Genomic DNA, 21,388 nt, shown 5'->3' on the forward strand with positions numbered 1-21,388 from the left:
ATTTTTTGTTCAATCAGTGACATCAGGGAATGAAAGGTCGCGCAACGCTGATCCTCTGTGTCCTGCCGGACGTATTGCAGGAGTATTAAAAATGACAAAACCAACTGCTTCTATGTCACTCAGCCACGCCATCATCAGGGTAACCAACCTCAGACTTCGCACATTCATAGGATTCAATCCAGAAGAGCAACAGAAACAGCAGGACGTGGTCATCAACATGGAAATCCACTATCCGGCTGACAAATCATTTCAGACCGACAATGTTGTCGATGCCCTCAACTACAAAACCATCACCAAGAAGGTGATTCAGCATGTGGAAGAGGGGCGGTTCAAATTGCTGGAAAAGCTGGTGGCCGATTTGCTGGCGATTGCCGGTGAGCATCCCAGCGTGACCCTGGCAAGAGTCACAGTGGATAAACCCCACGCGCTGAGGTTTGCTGACTCAGTTTCGCTGACACTGGAAAGCCGCCGTGCGGACAAAGAAGCTTGAAACGGGAGAACAGATGAGTAAAACATCATTGAACCCTAATGAGTTGGCCCCTGAGGCCAAAGCTGTCCAGGAAGCCTTGTTGGCCAAAGGGCTGGAAACCCCTTTAAAGCACAACGGCATGACCAACGCAGATAAGTATCAGAGGATCAAAACTCTGATGACTGACGTGGTCTCCACTCTGGGGCTGGATCTGGAAGACGACAGTCTGTGTGAAACCCCCCATCGTATTGCCAAAATGTATGTCGACGAGATATTTTCCGGCCTCGACTACCGTAATTTCCCCAAGATCACAGATATCGATAACAAGATGCAGGTAGAGGAGATGGTCAGGGTGACTGACATCAGTGTCACCAGTACCTGTGAGCATCACTTCATCACCATAGATGGCAAAGCCTCTGTAGCTTATATTCCCGGTGACAAGATTATTGGTCTTTCCAAAATAAACCGAATCGTGCGCTTTTTTGCTCAGCGTCCTCAGGTTCAGGAGCGGCTTACCCAGCAGATTCTGGTCGCACTGCAAACCCTGCTGCAAACCGAAGATGTGGCCGTCAGTATTGATGCGACCCACTACTGCGTTAAGTCCAGAGGGGTGATGGACAGTGAAAGTGTTACCCGTACCACAGCTCTGGGTGGCAGTTTTAAGGTCAATCCACGTACCCGCGACGAATTTTTCAGGCAATAACACTTATGACAAATAGCTCCAATAATGCCCCCGTGTTAATCACGGGGGTGGGTAAGCGTGTGGGTCTTTACCTTGCACAGCAGCTAATGGCCAGAGGTGTGCCTGTTATTGGCACCTTCAGAACTGAATACCCTGAAGTGATTGAACTGGCAGAGCAAGGTGCTGACCTCTATTGTGTGGATTTCTATCAGGACGCTGACATTCAGGCATTTGTTGAGGCTGTCAGGGGCCGATATCCCAGCTTGCGAGCCATTATTCACAACGCATCGGACTGGCTTAAAGACGATGCCCTGAATAGCCCGGGCGAAGTGATGGCGCGTATGATGCAGGTGCATGTTAGCGTGCCTTATCAATTGAATCTGGCCCTGCAGGATAAGCTGGCAGGTGAAGGGATAGGTGAGGCGGATATTATTCACCTGAGCGACTATGTGGCAGCCAAAGGCAGCAAGAAGCATATTGCTTATGCGGCCAGTAAGGCGGCGCTGGATAATCTTACCCTGTCATTTGCTGCCAGGTTTGCGCCGGACATCAAGGTGAACAGCATCGCCCCTGCATTGGTGTGTTTTAACCCCTGGGATGATGACGCCTACAAACAAAAAGCACTCGCCAAGGCTGTACTGCCACGAGAAGGGGGCATGGAGGAAGTTCTGGCGACAGTGGATTATCTGATGGGCAGTCGCTATGTCACGGGCAGGATAATGGCTTTGGATGGTGGTCGACATCTTAAATAACCGCTGTTAACCAAAACAAAAATCTGGCTTTTTCCGATGCTTTAAAAAATCCCTGCTATGCTGAATTTAGAGTGTTTTTTCACCAGGGGAAGGTATTACTCTGGCCTTCTGCTGGCAACAAGACCCTGAATAATCGCAAACAGCAGGAATACAGTGCATGTTCAATTTCAAATCAAAGCAGGATCAGGCGCCATCCAGTGCAAGCAGCAGCGCTCAAATGGATACCGCCCTGGTTGACTCAATCAAGAACAGTGTCGCTTTTATCGAATTTACGCCGGATGGAACCATTAAGGATGCCAACAACCTGTTCCTGAATGCTGTTGGCTACAGCATTGATGAAATTCGTGGTCAACACCACAGGATGTTCTGTCATTCAGCCTATGCCAGCAGTTCTCAATATCGCCAATTCTGGGCTGATCTTGCCAATGGTGTGGCGCAAACCGGTATGTTCAACCGTAAAAATAAAGCCGGCGAAGAGATGTGGCTGCAGGCGACCTACATACCGGTTAAGCAAAATGGCAGTGTGGTCAAGGTGGTCAAAGTCGCCTCAGATATCACTGAGGAGAAGCTGCGTCTCGATGAGCAGGCGGCTGTGTTTGCAGCACTGGAACGGGCACAGGCGATTATCGAATTTACGCCTGATGGTAATATCCTGACGGCAAATCAGAACTTCCTGGGAGCCGTTGGCTATAGTCGCGAGCAGATTGTGGGCAAGCACCACAGAATCTTCTGTCCGGAATCATTCCTGCAGGACAACCCTAATTTCTGGCCGGACCTTGCCAGTGGGCAGCACAAATCGGGTCTGTTCGAGCGCAGAGGTGCAGGCGGGCAGGTGCTCTGGCTGGAAGCGACCTACAACCCTGTGATGAATGACAGGGGGGAAGTGGTTAAGGTGATCAAATTCTGCTCTGATATCACTGAACGTATTGTCCGCCAGCAAGCGGTACGTGAAGCGGCGGAAGTGGCTTACTCCACCTCAGAAGAGACAGCACAGATTGCGGTGCAGGGAGCCGACTTGCTGCGTAACAGTGTGCAAACCTCCAGTGTGATTGCCGAGCAGGTGCAACGCACCACGGAATCGATTAATCAGCTGAATGAGCAGTCCAAGAACATTGAAGCCATTGTCTCCACCATCAGCGCCATCGCTGAGCAAACCAACCTGCTGGCGTTGAACGCCGCCATTGAGGCTGCCAGGGCCGGGGATCAGGGACGTGGATTTGCTGTGGTAGCGGATGAGGTCAGACAGTTGGCAGCGCGTACCAGTCAGAGTACTGATGAGATTGCCTCTGTTGTCAGCGAAAACCGTAACCTTACCGCTGGCGCGACTGAGATGATGAATCAGGTTGGTCAGACTGCAGAGTCAGGTAAAGACCAGATCAATCAGGTAGCTCAGGTGATGGAAGAGATACGTACAGGTGCTGAAAATGTATCCCAGACGGTAGCGAATATTCAGTAAGTTCCCGTCTGAAAAAAGAAAGCCCATTGGCCCGCAGTACTTCTCCGTAAGCTGCGGGTCTTTTGTATTTGTTTGCCAGCGCTTTTTATACTGACCATGCTGTTGGATATGGACCTTGATATTAGGCTGGTGTTTGATTGCCAAAAATGTGAAATGATAGGGATCGAACGTAGCAAACAGGTTTGATAAGTACAGGAGAGCAGGGATGGGACTACTCGATGCCATTATGGGCAACGCCACTGAGGTAGATTTGACTGAGTTGCAGCAGGAGTTGCAGCCTATATTGTCCGATAATGAGCAGTTATCGCTGGCTTATAAGTTGATCCGGGATATGTTTGTATTTACCGATAAGCGCCTGATCCTGATCGACAAGCAGGGCGTAACCGGCAAGAAGGTGAGTTACCTTTCTATTCCCTATAAGTCGATTACCTTCTTTGAAGTGGAGACGGCAGGACGCTTTGATATGGATGCTGAACTCAAGATATATATTTCAGGGCAAAAAGATCCTCTGGTGAAAGAGCTCAAGAAGGGCACTGACGTGGTGGGAATACAGCGCACCATGGCCAATCACATGCTTTGAATGATGACCTGATATGAATAGAAATGCACTGACAGCAGGCGGTGCATTTTTGTTTGTACAGCAAGTCAGACTTTCAAGTGATTAAATTTGTTTGGTTTATATTCTGAATTAAGCTGAATGCGCTGACTGAGATATGCAGAAAATGGCTAATATTAATCAAGTTTAATATGAAGGGTGAGCTGGATCTCACCCGGGATGGCAAGTGGGCATTAGATTAATACATGTTTGATTATCCTGAAGGAATTGGATCCATGTTTAATCTGAAAAGTATCTGGAAAGAGCTGGCCTATATCGGCTGCTGGAGCACTTTTGCCGCCTGTATGATTATCTTTATCTGATCAGTTGGCTGCCGCTATCATTCCGTTCACCAGGGCCGTCAGGCCGTTGGTGCGGGATGGGCTTAACTGACCTGCCAACCCCAATTGCTTAAAATAGTGTGCGGGGTCGAATTCAGCAATTTCAGCGCTGTCCTTACCCTGCAACTGAGCAATGACCAAAGCTGCCAGCCCCTTCACAACCCGGGCTTCGCTGTCTACCAGATAATAATGATTGCCATCAATCTTACAGTGGTACAGCCATGCTTTGCTTTCGCAACCTTTCACCTGCGCTGATTCACACTGTAGCTCACTTGCCAACGTCGGCAGTTGTTTACCCAGCAACATTATCTGACGATACTTTTCCTGCCAGTTATTGGCATCCAGTACCTTGTCACGTGCCGACTGAAGTGGCACCAGGTCAAACAGAAAATCCTGGGAAGCGGGTGAGGCGGACATAGAGGTTCCTTAAATAAATCTGCCAGCTGGGCTTGTGGCTGCTCAGCCATCGAATAAATTGAGTGGTGCCAGACTAGCCCAGCAGGTCAATGGCATCTTCCAGTGCGGTGATAAAGCGGTCGATATCTTCACTGCTGGTGTAAACTCCAACTGATGCACGACAACAGCCGGAGATCTGCATAATCTGCATAAGAGGTTGAGCACAGTGATGGCCACAGCGTATGGCAACCCCCTGCTGATCCAGCAAAATCCCCACATCCTGATGATGCTCGCCTTTGAGATTAAAGGCCACCGCACCAGTATTATCCTGATGAGCGCCATACAGCTCAATCTGAGGAAGCTGCGCCAGCCGTTGCTGCAACAGATTCAACATCTGTTGTTCATGGTCGAAGGCTTCCACAGGCAGTGCTTTGATAAAATTCAGTGCCGCGCCCAGGCCTATTACTTCGACTATGGGCGGTGTACCAGCTTCCAAACGATTGGGTAATTGACCAAAGCTGGTGCCGTCAAAGCTGACGGTATCTATCATCTCGCCGCCGGTCAGCATGGGCTCAAGTTTGTCCAGCTCCAGATAACATCCCCACAGTACGCCAACGCCGGATGGACCATACATCTTGTGGCTGGAGAAGCTGTAAAAGTGACAGCCGAGCTCAATGACATTCACCTTATGATGAGCAATGGCCTGAGCCCCATCCACAGCCACCAAAGCGCCTTTGGCCTTTGCCATCGCGCTCAGGGTCTTAATGTCATTGACAGTGCCCAGCACATTGGAGACATGAGCCAGTGCAACTATGTGCACAGGCAGTGTGTCCAGTTGCTTTTGGTAAGCCTGGATATCCAGTCTGAGATCTGCCGTCAGCGGGATGGGCACCACTTCGGCGCCAGTGCGTTTCGCCAGTTCTTGCCAGGGCACGATATTGGCGTGGTGGGCAGCGCTGTCCACCAGAATCACATCACCTTCGCGTAATTGAGATGTCAGTCCCCAGGCCAACATATTGATGCTCTGGGTCGTGCCTGAGGTGAAAATAATTTCGTTGCTTTGGGCTGCGCCGATAAACTCTTTGAGACTGTCACGCACAGCTTCGTAAGCACTGGTTGCGCGGGCAGATAACTGATGGGCTGCTCTGTGCACATTGGCATTGTGTTGACGATAAAAGCTGTCCATTGCCTCCAGCACCTGGGCAGGTTTTTGGCTGGTGGCGGCAGTATCCAGATAACACAGAGGATAACCATCCAGTGTCTGGTTCAATGCGGGGAATAGTGCTTTCAAATCGTTATTCATGCTTGAGCTTGGGCAGGTAAAAACAGTGCGGGCAGATCTTGGTGGATCTGCCCGTGCAATGCAAGCCTGTTAATGATCGCCGACTGCTGTTCGAGATGATTCAGGGGCAGGGCAGACGATATACTTCACCCAGCTCACGAATGCGGCTTTGCAGCTCATCACTTAACAGCATCTGTTCACTGGCGATATTCTGCTTCAGCTGTTCCATATTTGTGGCGCCGATAATGGTACTTGCCACAAACGGGCGGGATTGCACAAACGCCAACGCCATTTGCGCTGGCGACAACTTAAACTCTGCTGCCAGTTCGCAATAGGCCTGGGTGGCTTGTATTGCCATATCAGTACCATTGTAGCGGGCGAAGCGTTTGAACAATGTCAGGCGGGCATTTTCAGGCCTCTGGTCATTCAGGTATTTACCGCTTAATGCGCCGAAGGCCAGGGGTGAGTAGGCCAGCAATGGTAAATCTTCCCTGTGGGCGATTTCTGCCATGCCCACTTCAAAGCTGCGGTTGAGCAGATTATAAGGATTTTGCACGCTGACGATACGCGGCAGACCATGCTTTTCAGCCAGTTGCAGGTATTTCATCAGGCCCCATGGGGTTTCATTGGAGACACCGACATAGCGGATCTTGCCCAGTCGCACCAGCTCAGCCAGGGCTTCAAGCGTGTCAAAGATAGGAGTCTGGGCCTCGGTTTCCTGCTGCTCATACCCCAACTGACCAAAGAAGTTGGTGCTGCGGTGGGGCCAGTGAATCTGATAAAGGTCGATGCAGTCGACGCCCAAACGGTCGAGGGAGGCATCCACAGCCAATTGCAGGTTGCGCCAGTCCAGCGCCATATCGGAACGGATATAGTCTCCGCCATCTCTGGGCGCTGATACTTTGGAGGCGATAATCAGCTTTTCGCGATTACCGCTTTTTCTCAGATATTGGCCGATAATTCGCTCTGTCTCCCCCTGAGTGTCAGGTCGGGGAGGGACAGGATACATTTCGGCGGCGTCGATAAAATTGATCCCCTGGGCGATGGCATAGTCCAGTTGGGCGAAGGCATCAGCGGCGGTGTTCTGTTCTCCCCAGGTCATGGTGCCCAGAGACAGTGAGCTGATCTCCAATGTGGAGTGGGGCAGGCGGTTGTATTTCATGTGACGGTTTCTCCTTGAAAGCCGTACAAGCTGACCTGATTGCAATAACTTGAGTTTTTGCGGCCATACTTTGAGGCTAACACCCAATCGGGCGATTGCAAGCCGATTGCCCGCTTTCATCAAGGCGGGCAATATTCTTTACAGGTTTCTTAACATGGGCAGTTCGCAGGCGTCGTGGCCGGTTTCTCCCATATGACTGGGCAGATGTTCAAAGCCCATGGCTTCATACAGACGCACAGCCTCGGTTAAACAGGCCGTGGTTTCCAGATAACAGCAGGCATAGCCCTGAGCTTTGGCAAAAGCGAGTGCCTGCAGCGTTAATCTGCGGGCAAAGCCTTTGCCCCTGAGTTCGGGCAGAAAATACATCTTTTGTAGTTCGCAAATATCCTTGCGTCCCTGTTTGTCTGCCAATGGTGCAATACCACCGCCGCCCAGCACCCGATTCTCCTGGGAGATCACCCAGTAGCAGGCACGATCATCGGCATATACCTCACTGAGGCAATCCAGGGTGGGATCTGATACCCCATAGCCCTTATCCGGGGTCAGTCCATACTCGGAAGAAACAGTACGGATCACCTGAGCCATAGCGGCGTTATCTTCCGGCAGTAACAGACGAATGTCGTATTCAGCCTGGGCCTGAGCCTGCTCCATGGCACGGGTTAAACGCACCAGGGCCTCAAGAGTGTGCTCTCTTTGTTCCGGCAGGAGCTGCGCTAAAGCGGCATCGAAATGCCGGGCATGACCTTGCCACCACTTTGTCATCAAACGACGACCGGAGGGGGTCAGCTCAGCTCTGAGCATACGCTGATCCCTGGGACTTGCCTGGCAATTGACCCAGCCTTTATCTGTCAATTGCGCAAGGGTGCGACTGGCATTGGATTTATCGATTCCCAGCAGCATTCCCAATTGCTTGACCGACAGGCTATGCCGTTCCAGCTCTTTCATCATGGCCAGTTGTTGCTGCGACAGCCCCAACGTCTGAGTCAGAGGTTTACACAGGCGCGACAACAGGCGGCTGAACGCTTCGCTGTGGCGGGTCAGTGAAAGAGGTTGTGATTCCTTGGATTGGGGCATGTTGTTAACTTTAAGTTGCTTTCTGCAACCAAGTTATAAATTCACGCCCCGCTTGGCAAGTGCTTATTTTTTGTAAAGTTCTGTGTGCAGTAAGGGAGCCATAGCCAGCATAATCGCCTGGGTGTAGATACTGCCACGGGTTGCCCGGCCATTAGTCAGCAGGCCGATGGCGCCACCCGCCTGTTTAATATTGGTGGTATTGAACAGCCTATCCATCACATGCCCCAACTCTTCCCCCTGTAGCAGTGCATCAAACACTGTTTGTGGCAGCGGCAAGTTAGCGCTGCGCCCTACGCTCATACCGTTTTCAGAGGCGACCACGACGTAAGCGAAAGTCGCCGGGCCATCTTCAAACTGGTCAACACCTCCTTCCATCGCCAGATAAAAGTCTGCTGACTCCCGGGTGCGACAGTACTCAACACGGTTAACTGCACCATCGCGGGTTTGTTTACTGTTCATCGGCTGATCCGGCACGCCGGAAGGGGCTTTGATACCTGTCGCAATCACTTCCGACTCGGGGAACATCAGCTCGAAGGCATCTTTGGCTGCCTGTACTTTGACCGGGTTGGTAGAACCCACAATCAGGTTAAGAATTTGCTTATTCATAGGGATTTTGTTTATCAATGTGGACGCTTGTTTGAAACATTGGTTTAATGTGCCGGTAACCATGATGTGGGTTTATTCCAAATCAACTCATTTCCCAAACAATAGCCGGCAAAAGATCGGCGGGGAAATGGACGGTGAGCTCTGCTGGCCGGGGTTACCCTATACCCGTGAATCCATTGGTGGACACGGGATCAGGACGATACTCAATCGAGAGACAATAACATGGAATTCAACAAACTCAAGTTGGCCATCGGCGTCGCCATGGCTTCATTTCTTGCCGGTTGCGGCAGCGACTCGGAAACCGTTATCCCACCAGAGCCTGACACCTCTTTGAAAGCCTTTGCCCCGGATGGCAAGCTCCAGGCTACCGTAAGAAGAACCACTTACGGTGTTCCCCATATTCAGGCTGACAACCTCGAAAGTCTCGCCTTCGGCAGTGGTTATGTGCAGGCCCAGGACAACCTCTGTATTCTGGCTGACGGCTTTGTTAAGGCAAACTCCCAGCGCTCACAGTTCTTCGGTCCACATACCTTTGACTTTGTTGCCGGGGTGCCTGCCGCGGAAGACAATGCCAATATTATTTCTGATTTTGGTTACAAAGCACTGAAAATCCGTGAGCTGGCAGAGGCCAAGCTCCCAGAGATGACTGAAAATTCCCGTGCCATGATTTCAGGGTTTGTGCAGGGGTATAACCAGTACCTGGCCGACGTTGAGTCGGGTAGTGAAACCGGTGTAGAACCTTTCTGCGCAGGTCAAGCCTGGGTGCAGCCGATCACTGAGGTGGATTACCTCACGTACGTATTTTCCATTACCGTGCTGCCCGGTGCGGCCAACTTCCTGGATCTGATCTTCTTTGCCAACCCAGGTGATGGTGATGAGTACCTGCCGCGTCCGGCTCAGAGTCAACAGCAGGTGGCTGCATTCAGCAACAAGCTGGACAAGGGGCTGCAAACCGCCATGGCCAATATCAGTACGCCGGAGCCAAACCACAGAGACCTCGGGTCCAACGGTTGGGGCCTGGGCAGTGACAAAACTGAAAATGGTAAGGGTATGGTGCTGGGCAACCCTCATTTCCCCCACACAGGTAACCTGAGATTCTGGCAGTCGCACACCACTATTCCAGGTCATATCAATATGATGGGCGGCTCGCTGGTGGGTATGCCAGGTCTGGTGAACATCGGCTTTAATGAAAACCTGGGCTGGACCCATACCTTCTCTACCGCGGAGCACTTTGTGGTGTACCAGCTGGAGCTGACTTCCGGCGATCGTATGCAGTATCTGTTTGATGGCGCTCCCAAGCCTATCAAGTCAGAGACAGTGACAGTTAATGTGAATGTCGGTGGCGGTCAGATAGTGCCGTTTGAAAAGGATATCTTCTTCACCGACAAGGGACCGATTCTGGAAGCACCGCCAGCCCTGGCACCTTTTGGCTGGGATGATGGCCAGGCATTTATGATCCAGGATGTGAACATGGCCAATATGGATCCGCTGGATCACTGGCTGGCTATGAACCGCGCCTCCAATCTGGAAGAGTTCCAGCAAACCTTTGTGGATTACGATGGCCTGATCTTCAACAACACCATGTATGCGGATAAAGAGGGTAACGCCTTCTATATCGATGACTCGGCTGTTCCCGGCCTGTCAGAAGCTGCTGTGGTACTGCTGCGTACTTCTCCTGAGCTGAGAGCTTTGCGTGAGCAGGCAGGCTTTACTGTGTTGGCGGGTAACTCCTCACTGTTTGCTTTTGATGGTGCTACGCCCCATGAGCTGATCCCTCAGTTGCTGCGCAGCGACTTCGTTCAGAACTCCAACGATTCTTTCTGGTCAACCAACCTCAATGAGCCGCTGGAGTATTTCTCTCCCATGTACGGCGAAGAGCGTGGTCAACTGAGCATGCGTACCCGTATGGCCCTCAAGATGATGGACGACGCGGCAGGCAGCGACGGTAAGTTCAGTTTTGATGAGCTGTCTGCCATGCTGACCAATAACCGTGCTTATCTGCCTGAGTTGGTACTGACCGATCTGCTGGCTCAATGTGATGCGCAGGGCAGTGAGCCCGTTGTGGTTGCCGACGGTCTGAGCAAAGATCTGTCTGCTGCCTGCGCGGCGCTGTCAAGCTGGAACGGCAAGCAAAACAACGACAGTGTGGGTGGCGCATTAATCCGTGAGTTTGCCCACCTGTTTAACGAAGAGACCATGCTGACTGTGCCTTTTGACCCAGCACAGGCTGCCACTACGCCCAATACTCTGGCAACCGATGGCAGCGCCCTTAAAGCACTGGCTCAGGCGACACTCAACCTGGAGAAAGCCGGTTTTGATGTGGACGCGCCTCTGGGGACAGTGCAGTTTGTAGAGCGTTCACTGCCAAATGGTCTGCCTTCAGGTCAGAAGCTGCCATGGCCGGGGACTCACCATGTGGAAGGTGGGTTTAATGTGTTCTCAACCCGTTTGAGTGGTGATGACACCTTGATGCCGCAGCACACCTACCCGGGTATTACTGATGTGGTGAGCGATAAGGAGCTGGCGTCCGGTTTGACTGCTGAAGGCTATCCAATTCGTTATGGCTCAAGCTGGATGTTTGTGGTGAGCTTTACCGACGATGGCCCCAAGGCCAATGGTATTCTGACCTATTCCCAGACCAACAATATCCTGCGTCCGGAGTTTGCTGACCAAACAGCTCTGTACTCTTCCGGTACGGGGTTGCGCCCACTGCTGTATACCGAAGATGAAATTACTTCCGGCCTGGTATCGACACTGGAGCTGAGTAAGCAGAAGTAATGTTTTAGCTGTCATAAGCATCAGCCCTGGGCCCTTTGGTCCGGGGCTTTTTATTTTCTGAAGTCGATTTGTTGAAACATGACTTTTCGTTAATCTAACTATCCCGCTTTTAACATCCACTGTTATGCTGCCCTGACCAAATTTAAATTGTGACTCACTTCAATATTTGCTCTGCGTGGTTTGATCTTTGTCGCAACTTGGTGGCGTAAGGTGATCTGCCTCTTTGTTTTATGGGGTGGTATTTTACTGGTTAAATCATGGCTCCCTAAATTAGGTTAATCAAAGGTTGTTCAAGCATTGCGCAAAAGTTGTAATCGGGATGCGAAAATGGTGCTTTATTACGGGTGAAATGAGACCCGGATCTCAATATCAGCTTATTCTGAAATTCATTTACTGAATGTGGGCATAGATCACCTTTTCAAAGTCCTAAATCTATATCCTTTGCGCCGAAATCAATTATTGCTGTAAACAGCGTTAAGGTAACTTATATGCAAAAAGAAGCTATCAAAGCTCAGGACAACAAGGCGACTGAGAACGCCAAGCTGCCCTGGACTGCCCAGGATACAACCTGGATGCTGAGCCTGTTCGGTACTGCCGTAGGCGCCGGTATTCTGTTCCTGCCGATCAATGCCGGTATGGGCGGTTTCTGGCCTCTGGTGGTCATGGCTCTGATTATTGGTCCTATGACCTACCTGGCCCACCGTGGCCTGTCTCGCTTCGTATGTTCTTCCAACATCGAAGGCAGTGACATTACTCAGGTAGTGGAAGAGCACTTTGGTAAAGGCGCTGGTAAAGCGATTACCGTTCTGTACTTCTTCGCCATCTACCCAATCGTACTTATCTATGGTGTAAGTATTACCAACGTAGTTGACAGCTTTATGGTCAACCAGCTGGGCATGGACTCTCTGCCACGTTGGTTGCTGTCTGGTGGTCTGATCCTGGCTATGATGTCAGTGATGGTTGCCGGTGAGAAACTGATGCTGAAAGTGACTCAGTTCCTGGTATATCCACTGGTTATCATCCTGGCGTTCCTGGCCCTGTACATGGTGCCAAACTGGAAAATGGATGCGCTGATGGAGCTGCCATCTGCCGGTGATTTCATCGGTACTATCTGGCTGACCATTCCAGTATTGATCTTTGCCTTTAACCACTCTCCAGCGATCTCTCAGTTCTCTGTATCGCTGAAGCGTGACCATGGCAAGAACGCTTCTCGCAAAGCTGACGTAATTCTGCGTAACACCTCGCTGATGCTGGTAGGCTTTGTAATGCTGTTCGTGTTCTCTTGCGTACTGTCTCTGTCTCCAGAGCAGCTGGCTCAAGCCAAAGCTGAGAACCTGCCAATTCTGTCTTACCTGGCTAACGTGTATGACAGTGCGTTTATCACTTACTTTGCTCCATTTATCGCCTTCATTGCGATTGTGTCTTCCTTCTTTGGCCACTACCTGGGTGCCAGCGAAGGTATGCGCGGTATCATCGTGAAGCAGATGGAAGGTAACGGTAAAGAAGTTGACGAAGGCAAGCTGAACAAGGGCATCCTGGTGTTCATGTTCCTGTCAATCTGGGCTGTGGCTATCATCAACCCAAGTGTACTGGGCATGATTGAAGCTCTGGGTGGTCCTATCATCGCGGCTATCCTGTACCTGATGCCAATGTACGCTGTGTACAAAGTTGATGCACTGAAAGCCTACCGTGGCCGCGTGACCAACATTTTCGTCATCATCGCCGGTCTGGCGTCAATGACTGCCATCCTGTATGGCCTGCTGTAATCCAATACAGCTGTAATTTCAAAGTTTTAATTGTTCCAGGGATCGGGTTGCAAAACCCGGTCCTTTTTACTCTTTTCGGGGTGTAGTTCATGTTTAGCGCATTTGATATTTTTAAGATTGGGGTTGGCCCCTCAAGCTCCCACACTGTGGGCCCGATGAAAGCCGCCAAAGAATTTATTGATGACCTGCGTGCCAAGGGCACTTTGCGGGACATCACCAAGATTACCGTAGACGTATACGGTTCTCTGTCTCTGACCGGTAAAGGTCACCACACCGATATCGCCATTATTATGGGTCTGGGTGGTAACAGCCCTGAGACTGTTGATATTGAAGCTATTCCTGAGTTTATTCAGCGCGTAGAGCAAACCGGTCGTCTGCCGGTTGGTATGCATTGCCACACAGTAGACTTCCCTGAAGGCTCACTGATCATGCATCCGGAAGCTCTGCCTCTGCATGAGAACGGCATGAAGATCCACGCCTGGGTTGGTGAGAAGCTGGAATACAGCAAGACTTACTACTCTATCGGTGGTGGTTTTATCGTTGATGAAGAAAACTTCGGTAAAGACAGCGAGCAGGAAGTTCAGGTGCCTTACAACTACACCAACGCTGACGAGCTGTTGGAGTTGTGTAAAGAGCATGGTCTGAGCATCAGCAAGCTGGCACTGGAAAATGAAAAAGCTTTCCGCAGCGAAGCAGACATCCACACTGGCTTTGCCAAAGTGTGGAAAGTGATGTCTGAAGGTATTGAGCGTGGCTGCCACACCGAGGGTGTGCTGGCTGGCCCACTGCGTGTACCTCGTCGTGCACCTGCTTTGTACCGTCAGCTGGTCACCAGTGAGCGTCTGACTTCAGATCCTATGATGATCGTTGACTGGGTGAACATGTTCGCCCTGGCTGTGAGTGAAGAAAACGCGGCCGGTGGTCGTGTTGTGACCTCTCCAACCAACGGCGCTGCCGGTATCATCCCAGCGGTAATTGCTTACTACAACAAGTTCATCCAACCGGTAGGCGAGAAGGAGTACACTAAGTTCTACCTGACCGCAGCTGTGATTGGTGGTCTGTATAAGCGCAATGCTTCTATCTCTGGTGCCGAAGTAGGTTGTCAGGGTGAAGTGGGCGTGGCCTGTTCCATGGCGGCTGCCGGTTTGGCCGAGCTGATGGGGGCCAACCCAGCTCAGGTATGTATTGCTGCCGAAATTGGCATGGAGCACAACCTGGGTCTGACCTGTGACCCGGTTGCCGGCCAGGTGCAGGTACCTTGTATTGAGCGTAATGCTATCGCTTCTGTTAAGGCGATTAACTCAGCCCGTATGGCAATGCGCCGTAACAGCGATCCAACCGTGAGCCTGGACAAGGTGATTGCCACCATGTACGAAACCGGTAAGGACATGCTGCCTAAGTACCGCGAGACCAGCCAGGGTGGTTTGGCCATCAAGGTACTGAACGTATAATCGTTCAGACAAACAGAAAGCCGGCAATTAGCCGGCTTTTTTGTGCCAGTTGGCTAGATTACTTCTCTTCAAACATCAGATAGTAACTTTGCTCCATACCCAGTGACGCGTAGGTCTGCTGGGCCCGGGTATTGTCCTGCTCTACATACAGACGGAAGCTGGCGGCGCCACCATTGGCCTCTGCGATCCGCTTCACTTCGGCATAAAGATGACGGTAGATACCGCGGCGGCGGAATTCAGGTTTAATATAGACGCTTTGGATCCAGTAATAATCTTTGGCACGCCAGTCGCTCCATTCATAGGTCACCATTAACGAGCCGGCCAATACGCCTTCGATTTCTGCCACCAGATAAAAGCCTTTTGCCGGTTGACTCAGCAGGGTTTCAACCCCTTTAGTCAGGGTGTTAACGCAAAGCTCCAGCCCTTCGGTCTCCATTGCCATGGCGCGGTTAAACTCTACCAGAGCCTGCAGATCCTGATTACTTGCCTGTCGAATATTCATAGGAAATTTTTGTTGTTTGAGTTCAGGGCATTATCTCAACTGACAGAGGATATTCAAGGTGCAGGACTGAACCCGCATTCGACTAAAGTCTAACCTTTGCTAGACTTAAATTATCGCCCCTACCTGAGTGTACCGAAATGGCCAGACCTAAACTTCGCAAGCCAAATCCGCTGTTGCACTTTACCCTGACAATGTTGACGTTTGGGGTTTGGGGCATTGTTTGGTGCTATCTGTTGCAGCGTGCTGAAGGCAAATCTTTCTCTTTGTTTGACAACTTTGATCATGACTATTGGAGTTATTTAATCGAACGGGAGCAGCCACCTGCGTCTCTTTACTCCATGCAATATGGTAAGCGCAAGGCATCATCTGAGACTTTTGATGCTTGATCAGCCTGAACCCCGCAGTTAATTTAACTTTTCTCAATATTAACCATGAATAATTTATGGTTATGCAATCCCTCAGGGCTTTATCTGGAAAACTACAATGCAAAGCCCGCAACTGACTGAATTCATGTTACGCTCCGCTGCCGCTTGAAAGTTGGCTATCGGTAGCAACCGATACGACCAGGGAAAGGTTGAACTCTTCGTTAATTGATTCAGGGTGTACATGATGACGAAATCTTCTTCCGTTTCCCGCCAGCCTTCGGCTTTGGGTAAAGTCTGGCGCGGCTGGATGTCCTTGCCGCTGTGGCTGCAAATTCTTGTGGGTATGATTTTGGGTATTGCTGCCGGTCTGGCACTTGGCAAAGACGCAACTATGCTCAAACCCATAGGCACACTGTTTGTGAACACCATTAAAATGCTGATTGTACCTCTGGTGTTTTGCTCACTGATTGTGGGTGTTACCTCCATGCAGGATACCGCCCGTATGGGCCGCATCGGCTTCAAATCCTTCGCTTTCTATCTGGGGACCACTTCCATCGCCATTACCCTGGGTTTGGCTGTTGGCTATGTGATGCAGCCAGGCGCAGGTTTGTCTTTGCATGGTGTAGAGCTGGCGCAGGAGGCCAAGGCTGCTCCTTCTGTCATGGAAACTCTGATTAATATCGTACCGACCAACCCGATTGCCGCGCTGGCCAATGGCGATATTCTTCAAGTGATAGTATTTGCCGTGGCTCTGGGCATTGCCCTGGTGCTGATTGGTGACCATGGCAAGCCTGCCATCAAGGTATTTGAGAGTCTGGCTGAAGCCATGTACAAGCTGACTGATATGGTGATGAAGCTGGCACCTTACGGGGTATTTGGCTTGATGGCCTGGGTGGCCGGTGAGTACGGCATGGATATGTTGCTGCCCCTGATTAAGGTGATTCTGGCTGTGTATATTGGCTGCTTCCTGCATATTGTGGGCTTCTACAGCCTGGTGCTGCGAGGCCTGGCGGGTTTGAATCCTGTGCACTTCTTCAAGGGGATCAGCAATGCCATGGCAGTGGCTTTTACGACTTCAAGCAGCGCCGGTACTCTGCCAGCCAGTATGAAGTGTGCCAGCGAGTATCTGGGCGTAAACAAGAAGATCTCCTCCTTTGTTCTGCCTTTGGGCACAACCATCAACATGGACGGTACTGCGCTCTATCAAGGGGTGACTGCACTGTTTGTGGCTCAGGCCTTTGGTATTGACCTGACCTGGGTGGATTACCTGACCATCATTCTGACCGCGACTTTGGCCTCTATCGGTACTGCCGGTGTGCCGGGTGCCGGTCTGGTGATGTTGACACTGGTACTGACCACTGTGGGTCTGCCACTGGAAGGTGTCGCGCTGATAGCCGGTATTGACCGTATTTTGGATATGGCCCGCACTGTGGTTAACGTCTCCGGTGACCTGGTTGCGACCACTGTGATTGCCAAGTCAGAAGATGAGCTGGATGAAGTTCACTACAATGCTGATATGCAGGAAAGTGCCTTGATTGCTGAGCAGAATACGCCGGTAACTGAAGCCAAAGCTTAATAGCCACATTTTACTGACACAAAAAAACCGCCATTCAGGCGGTTTTTTATATTTGCAGAGGGCGAATTAGAGCTTGGTCAATACCAGCAAATCTTCACCGTCTTCGCCTTTCAGCTCCAGCTTTCCGCCGTCCATTTCAGCAGTTTTAACCAGAGGCATAGCCTGGTTTACCAGCTGCTCCTGAGCCATCAGGGCATCAACACAGGCTTTCATAGTGCTGCCTGCAGGGTTCAGGGTCAGGGTATTTCCCTGCTGAACATAAGTACCGAAGAAGTTGTTGCAGCTGTTGTTACCTGACAGCTTGCCGTCTTTATCAAAGTTGATTTGAGCCGGGCTGTAGTCAACGGTAGGCTGACCCATAATGTATTCCAGCTTCCAGTTACCAACCAGATCAACGGCTTTACTCTGCTCTGGCGCGCTTTGACAACCAGCCAGACCTGCGGCCATCAGGCCAGCGATAATAATTTTTTTATTCATGTGTTAATCCCACAATTAAATGGACTTTGAAAAGTGCGAACAGGATTGCTGTTGGCTTACGGAATAACACGACATGCGTGTACCTGAGATATGACTATCCTGCTATTCAGAAAACCTCACAGACAATCCCACTAGTTTGACAAGTTTGTCAGTAAAGCAAAAGGGGATTTTTTCTGTCTGTGAGCGCGATACTAGCAAGCTGTCATCGAAGTGAGTGCACAGCTGGAATTTTGGGCTGGTTAACGGCTTTCTGTAGCTTGGTTCGATGTTTCTGACTTTGAATTTGTTTTAGTCACCTGGTCCTTCAGCGCCTCTTTCGCCTGTGCCAGCATGGCGGCCAGCCGCACTGTGGAATCAGGGCTGAAGAAGCAGTACCCCACATCCAGCTCCAGGGATTCATCCAGATGGCTAAGCTGGTTGCGCACCCGTTTAACTATGGTGGCCATATCCTGCTCGGCATCGAGGAAGGCGAGAACCACATATTCGGTCTCAGTAAAGTGAGCGGCGATATCAGCAGCCCGAACTGTGTTCTGCAATATACTTCCCAGCAAATTGTGGTGTCTGGCTTCCAGAGTGGGCGAAGATGCCAGCTCAAAGACGAAAATCCCGGCATGGGCGCCAAATCGTCGGCCGAGACTCAGTTGGCGGGGAGCCATCATCATAAACCCATGGTCATTCAGCATACCGGTTTTTGCATCCCGCATAGACATGGACTCGATTCGATGATGTTGACACAGGAGTGACAGCTCCTGTTGAAGCAGTAACTGAAAAGGCTCCAGCATTTTGGGGGCTAGTTCTCCCTGACTTTCCATATCCGGGTCCAGCACGCAGAGGTAACCGAAATGGCTGGAGTCAGGCCAAAGGATCGGCCTTGCCAGCAGGTTTGCATGATGTCTGAAGCATTCGGGTAATCTGTGGGAAAAGTCGTTGTCGAGCTTGAGATGGACCCCTTCCATGGGGGAGTTGAACAGTGCCTCCATAGAATCATGGACTGAATCCAACTGGGTGCCTGTGATAAAGGCCGGGTCATCGGATGGGGCTCTGACGACCACTTCATGACCCCTGTTGGATTGCTGCACAACCAATACTTCCTTGGCTTGATAGAAACGTTTCAGCAACTCACACTGATGCATCCAGCGCACCAGATTGACCTGGGGGCTGTCATATTCAAGCAGGCTGATTTCCGTATCTATGGTGTGCGGGAGCATTCCGTTCAGTCCGATTGGGTGAATAAGTCTCCAATAAGTGTGGTACGGCAGGGGCGTTTTCGCAAACCGGCAGTATAATGGACGAACATTAATTGATTGAGCCACCTATGATTCGCCTGAGACTGGCACTGGAAACTGATAAGTCTGAATTAGTCAGGCTTGAACGCATGCATGCAGCCGATGAACTGTCCCCTGAGCAGGGACAACTGGAAGGAGCCTGTCTGGACGGCGCCTTAATCGGTCGACTGATAGCCTCAGGGCATATTTTGATCGCTGAGGATGAATTGCCTCAGAGGAAGCAGATTGTTGGCTATCTGGTGTGTGGCCCCTGGCGGGAGTTTGCCCACTGGCCCATGCAGCGCCGTGCTCTGTCTGTTCTGAAACAGCAATTTGGGAATATCGAGCAATCCAGCTGTCACTATGGTCCTGTATGGGTGTCATCTTCCTATCGTGGCCGCGGTTTGTGCAGGCAGATGTGGCAAACGCTGGGGAGCAAGCTGCAGGGGCGTTACAGTCGGATGATTGCCCTGATAGGGGAGGATAATGAGGCGTCTATCAAGGCTCACGTGCGGGATGATGGCATGCAGATAGTCGATTTTATGGAATTTGCTGACCGGGGATATTATCTGACTTCCCTGGATTTAAAACAGGGCTGAGCATGAGTACGCAGACACTGACGCAGATGCTGGAAGCGATATTGAGCAAATATCAGGGGCTGGCACTGGGTGCCAAAGACAACCAGAAGTTGCTGGCCAGCGTGTTGGCTCTGGAGGCCATTGAAGCGCAAGGCGTCGAGGCACAATTGGAGGGCGAGCCTCATTTGCTGCTGAAAGTCAGTTGTGCAGGGAGTGAGCCAGCGGCCCAAGTGGGTATTTGGGTAGATTGTGGTGTGAGCAGGGCTTATCAGGCCAGCTACAAGCTGCTGCCTGCCGATATTGAAATAGATGATTGGCAGACTGTAGAGGTGCCTTTGTTGGATGAGCACAGAATTGCCCTGATGTGTATGCAATCCGCTCACTTCGACCACTGTTATTGAGCCGTAATCAGCGAACTTCAATAAACAAAAAAACCGCCAAATGGCGGTTTTTTTGTTTGTCTGAATCCCTGAGGATTACAGACCAGCGTCGGCGCGCAGGGCTTCGGCTTTGTCAGTACGCTCCCATGGGAACTCTTCGCGACCGAAGTGACCGTAGGCTGCAGTAGCCTGGTAAATTGGGCGAGCCAGATCCAGCATCTCCTGCAGACCGTATGGGCGCAGATCGAAGTGCTGACGAACCAGACGCTCCAGAACCTCTTCAGATACTTTAGCGGTACCGAAGGTTTCAACGCTGATAGAGGTTGGGTCAGCTACACCGATAGCGTAGGATACCTGGATCTCACAGCGATCAGCCAGACCGGCAGCAACAATGTTCTTGGCAACGTAACGGGCAGCGTATGCTGCAGAGCGGTCAACCTTGGATGGATCTTTACCGGAGAAAGCACCACCGCCGTGACGAGCCATACCACCGTAGGTATCTACGATGATTTTACGACCAGTCAGACCACAGTCACCCATTGGACCACCGATAACGAAACGACCGGTTGGGTTGATGAAGAACTTGGTATCCTGGTTCAGCCACTGAGAAGGCAGAACTGGCTTGATGATGGTTTCCATCACGCCTTCGATCAGATCTTTCTGGTTCACGCTGTCGCAATGCTGAGTAGACAGTACTACTGCATCGATACCCACGATTTTGCCTTCTTCGTAGGCGAAAGTAACCTGAGACTTGGCGTCTGGACGCAGCCACGGCAGGATGCCTTCTTTACGTACTTCAGACTGACGCTTAACCAGTGCGTGAGCATAGGTAATAGGTGCTGGCATCAGTACGTCAGTTTCGTTGCTGGCGTAACCGAACATCAGACCCTGGTCACCGGCACCCTGTTCTTTAGGGTCTGCACGGTCAACACCCTGGTTGATGTCTGGAGACTGCTTACCAATAGCGCTCAGTACAGCACATGAATTGGCATCAAAGCCCATGTCTGAATGAACATAGCCGATTTCACGGATGGTTTTGCGGGTCAGTTCTTCAATATCTACCCATGCAGTAGTGGTGATCTCACCGCCTACCATAACCATGCCGGTTTTTACGAAAGTTTCACACGCCACGCGGGCTTTAGGATCCTGAGCCAGGATCGCGTCCAATACCGCATCAGAAATCTGATCGGCGATTTTATCTGGATGTCCTTCTGAGACTGACTCAGAGGTAAACAAGTGCTTTGCCATATTGGAAAAAATCTCGTTTAAAAAAATGAATTCTGGGGGAGGCATCAAATTAATGTTTGGATGCATCTCCATCTAGACGGCTATTCTAGTTTAAATGCCGGGAACTATCATCCCCCCATGATGAAATTTAATCGGGTTTGTGACCAATAGGCTGTTTTTGCACCTGTGCAGATAGGGAATCTCAATG

The 21,388-nt window shown here is 50.9% G+C and carries 21 protein-coding genes; 12 read left to right on the forward strand and 9 right to left on the reverse strand.

Going from position 1 to position 21,388, the window contains the following annotated elements:
* Window positions 1–91: 91 nt before the first annotated feature.
* From folX to ACFOE0_RS04785, 5 genes are all read left to right on the forward strand, one after another.
* Entirely contained in the window at window positions 92–490 is a 399-nt protein-coding gene (folX, locus tag ACFOE0_RS04765) for a dihydroneopterin triphosphate 2'-epimerase (protein ID WP_240317000.1), read from the forward strand.
* A gap of 13 nt (window positions 491–503) precedes the next feature.
* Window positions 504–1,172, forward strand: a complete 669-nt coding sequence (gene folE / locus ACFOE0_RS04770) for a GTP cyclohydrolase I FolE (RefSeq protein WP_248935232.1) — start codon at window positions 504–506, stop codon at window positions 1,170–1,172.
* A gap of 5 nt (window positions 1,173–1,177) precedes the next feature.
* The gene (folM, locus tag ACFOE0_RS04775; protein ID WP_248935231.1) at window positions 1,178–1,903 is read left to right on the forward strand and encodes a dihydromonapterin reductase; all 726 of its coding nucleotides are present in this window, start codon (window positions 1,178–1,180) and stop codon (window positions 1,901–1,903) included.
* A gap of 157 nt (window positions 1,904–2,060) precedes the next feature.
* Entirely contained in the window at window positions 2,061–3,359 is a 1,299-nt protein-coding gene (locus ACFOE0_RS04780) for a methyl-accepting chemotaxis protein (RefSeq protein ID WP_380711493.1), read from the forward strand.
* A 205-nt stretch (window positions 3,360–3,564) separates the two neighbouring features.
* Entirely contained in the window at window positions 3,565–3,939 is a 375-nt protein-coding gene (locus ACFOE0_RS04785) for a PH domain-containing protein (protein WP_115135987.1), read from the forward strand.
* A gap of 338 nt (window positions 3,940–4,277) precedes the next feature.
* Here the strand turns inward: ACFOE0_RS04785 and ACFOE0_RS04790 are convergent, their stop codons facing one another.
* The 5 genes from ACFOE0_RS04790 to yjjX form a co-directional block, all read right to left on the reverse strand.
* Window positions 4,278–4,712: a SufE family protein gene (locus ACFOE0_RS04790; RefSeq protein ID WP_248935230.1), complete on the reverse strand. Its 435-nt coding sequence runs from the start codon at window positions 4,710–4,712 to the stop codon at window positions 4,278–4,280.
* A 73-nt stretch (window positions 4,713–4,785) separates the two neighbouring features.
* A complete protein-coding gene (locus ACFOE0_RS04795) occupies window positions 4,786–5,994 on the reverse strand; it encodes an aminotransferase class V-fold PLP-dependent enzyme (protein WP_248935229.1) in 1,209 nt (402 codons plus the stop codon).
* Between the two features lie 100 nt (window positions 5,995–6,094).
* Window positions 6,095–7,135 carry an NADP(H)-dependent aldo-keto reductase gene (locus ACFOE0_RS04800; protein WP_248935228.1) on the reverse strand — a complete coding sequence of 347 codons (1,041 nt, stop codon included), beginning with the start codon at window positions 7,133–7,135 and terminating at the stop codon, window positions 6,095–6,097.
* 138 nt (window positions 7,136–7,273) lie between these two features.
* Window positions 7,274–8,209 (reverse strand): bifunctional helix-turn-helix transcriptional regulator/GNAT family N-acetyltransferase, encoded by a 936-nt coding sequence (locus ACFOE0_RS04805; RefSeq protein ID WP_248935227.1) that lies wholly within the window; start codon window positions 8,207–8,209, stop codon window positions 7,274–7,276.
* Between the two features lie 63 nt (window positions 8,210–8,272).
* Complete coding sequence (gene yjjX, locus ACFOE0_RS04810) at window positions 8,273–8,815, reverse strand: inosine/xanthosine triphosphatase (RefSeq protein ID WP_248935226.1); 543 nt, start codon at window positions 8,813–8,815, stop codon at window positions 8,273–8,275.
* Between the two features lie 222 nt (window positions 8,816–9,037).
* Here yjjX and ACFOE0_RS04815 point away from each other — a divergent pair, with 222 nt between their 5' ends.
* The 3 genes from ACFOE0_RS04815 (at window position 9,038) to ACFOE0_RS04825 (ending at window position 14,810) form a co-directional block, all read left to right on the forward strand.
* A complete protein-coding gene (locus tag ACFOE0_RS04815; protein WP_248935225.1) occupies window positions 9,038–11,593 on the forward strand; it encodes an acylase in 2,556 nt (851 codons plus the stop codon).
* 488 nt (window positions 11,594–12,081) lie between these two features.
* Window positions 12,082–13,359, forward strand: a complete 1,278-nt coding sequence (locus ACFOE0_RS04820; RefSeq protein WP_248935224.1) for an aromatic amino acid transport family protein — start codon at window positions 12,082–12,084, stop codon at window positions 13,357–13,359.
* 89 nt (window positions 13,360–13,448) lie between these two features.
* Window positions 13,449–14,810 (forward strand): L-serine ammonia-lyase, encoded by a 1,362-nt coding sequence (locus tag ACFOE0_RS04825; protein WP_115135979.1) that lies wholly within the window; start codon window positions 13,449–13,451, stop codon window positions 14,808–14,810.
* Between the two features lie 58 nt (window positions 14,811–14,868).
* Here the strand turns inward: ACFOE0_RS04825 and ACFOE0_RS04830 are convergent, their stop codons facing one another.
* Window positions 14,869–15,312, reverse strand: coding sequence for a GNAT family N-acetyltransferase (locus ACFOE0_RS04830; RefSeq protein ID WP_248935223.1), 444 nt, complete (start codon window positions 15,310–15,312; stop codon window positions 14,869–14,871).
* A gap of 137 nt (window positions 15,313–15,449) precedes the next feature.
* Here ACFOE0_RS04830 and ACFOE0_RS04835 point away from each other — a divergent pair, with 137 nt between their 5' ends.
* Window positions 15,450–15,698: a hypothetical protein gene (locus ACFOE0_RS04835; protein WP_248935222.1), complete on the forward strand. Its 249-nt coding sequence runs from the start codon at window positions 15,450–15,452 to the stop codon at window positions 15,696–15,698.
* Between the two features lie 220 nt (window positions 15,699–15,918).
* The gene (locus ACFOE0_RS04840) at window positions 15,919–17,253 is read left to right on the forward strand and encodes a dicarboxylate/amino acid:cation symporter (protein WP_248935221.1); all 1,335 of its coding nucleotides are present in this window, start codon (window positions 15,919–15,921) and stop codon (window positions 17,251–17,253) included.
* Window positions 17,254–17,319: 66 nt separating this feature from the next.
* On the opposite strand, the gene ACFOE0_RS04845 is transcribed toward ACFOE0_RS04840, so the two are convergent.
* Both ACFOE0_RS04845 and ACFOE0_RS04850 read right to left on the reverse strand, forming a co-directional pair.
* A complete protein-coding gene (locus ACFOE0_RS04845; RefSeq protein ID WP_248935220.1) occupies window positions 17,320–17,730 on the reverse strand; it encodes an META domain-containing protein in 411 nt (136 codons plus the stop codon).
* Between the two features lie 239 nt (window positions 17,731–17,969).
* Complete coding sequence (locus tag ACFOE0_RS04850; protein ID WP_248935219.1) at window positions 17,970–18,938, reverse strand: GGDEF domain-containing protein; 969 nt, start codon at window positions 18,936–18,938, stop codon at window positions 17,970–17,972.
* Between the two features lie 107 nt (window positions 18,939–19,045).
* Here ACFOE0_RS04850 and ACFOE0_RS04855 point away from each other — a divergent pair, with 107 nt between their 5' ends.
* Both ACFOE0_RS04855 and ACFOE0_RS04860 read left to right on the forward strand, forming a co-directional pair.
* Window positions 19,046–19,594: a GNAT family N-acetyltransferase gene (locus tag ACFOE0_RS04855; RefSeq protein WP_248935218.1), complete on the forward strand. Its 549-nt coding sequence runs from the start codon at window positions 19,046–19,048 to the stop codon at window positions 19,592–19,594.
* A 2-nt stretch (window positions 19,595–19,596) separates the two neighbouring features.
* Entirely contained in the window at window positions 19,597–19,974 is a 378-nt protein-coding gene (locus ACFOE0_RS04860) for a hypothetical protein (RefSeq protein ID WP_248935217.1), read from the forward strand.
* Window positions 19,975–20,049: 75 nt separating this feature from the next.
* Here the strand turns inward: ACFOE0_RS04860 and metK are convergent, their stop codons facing one another.
* Window positions 20,050–21,201: a methionine adenosyltransferase gene (gene metK / locus ACFOE0_RS04865; RefSeq protein WP_248935216.1), complete on the reverse strand. Its 1,152-nt coding sequence runs from the start codon at window positions 21,199–21,201 to the stop codon at window positions 20,050–20,052.
* Between the last annotated feature and the right edge of the window lie 187 nt (window positions 21,202–21,388).

Origin of the sequence: Shewanella submarina (genome assembly GCF_042646185.1) — a bacterium.
Taxonomy (GTDB): Bacteria; Pseudomonadota; Gammaproteobacteria; order Enterobacterales; family Shewanellaceae; genus Shewanella; species Shewanella corallii.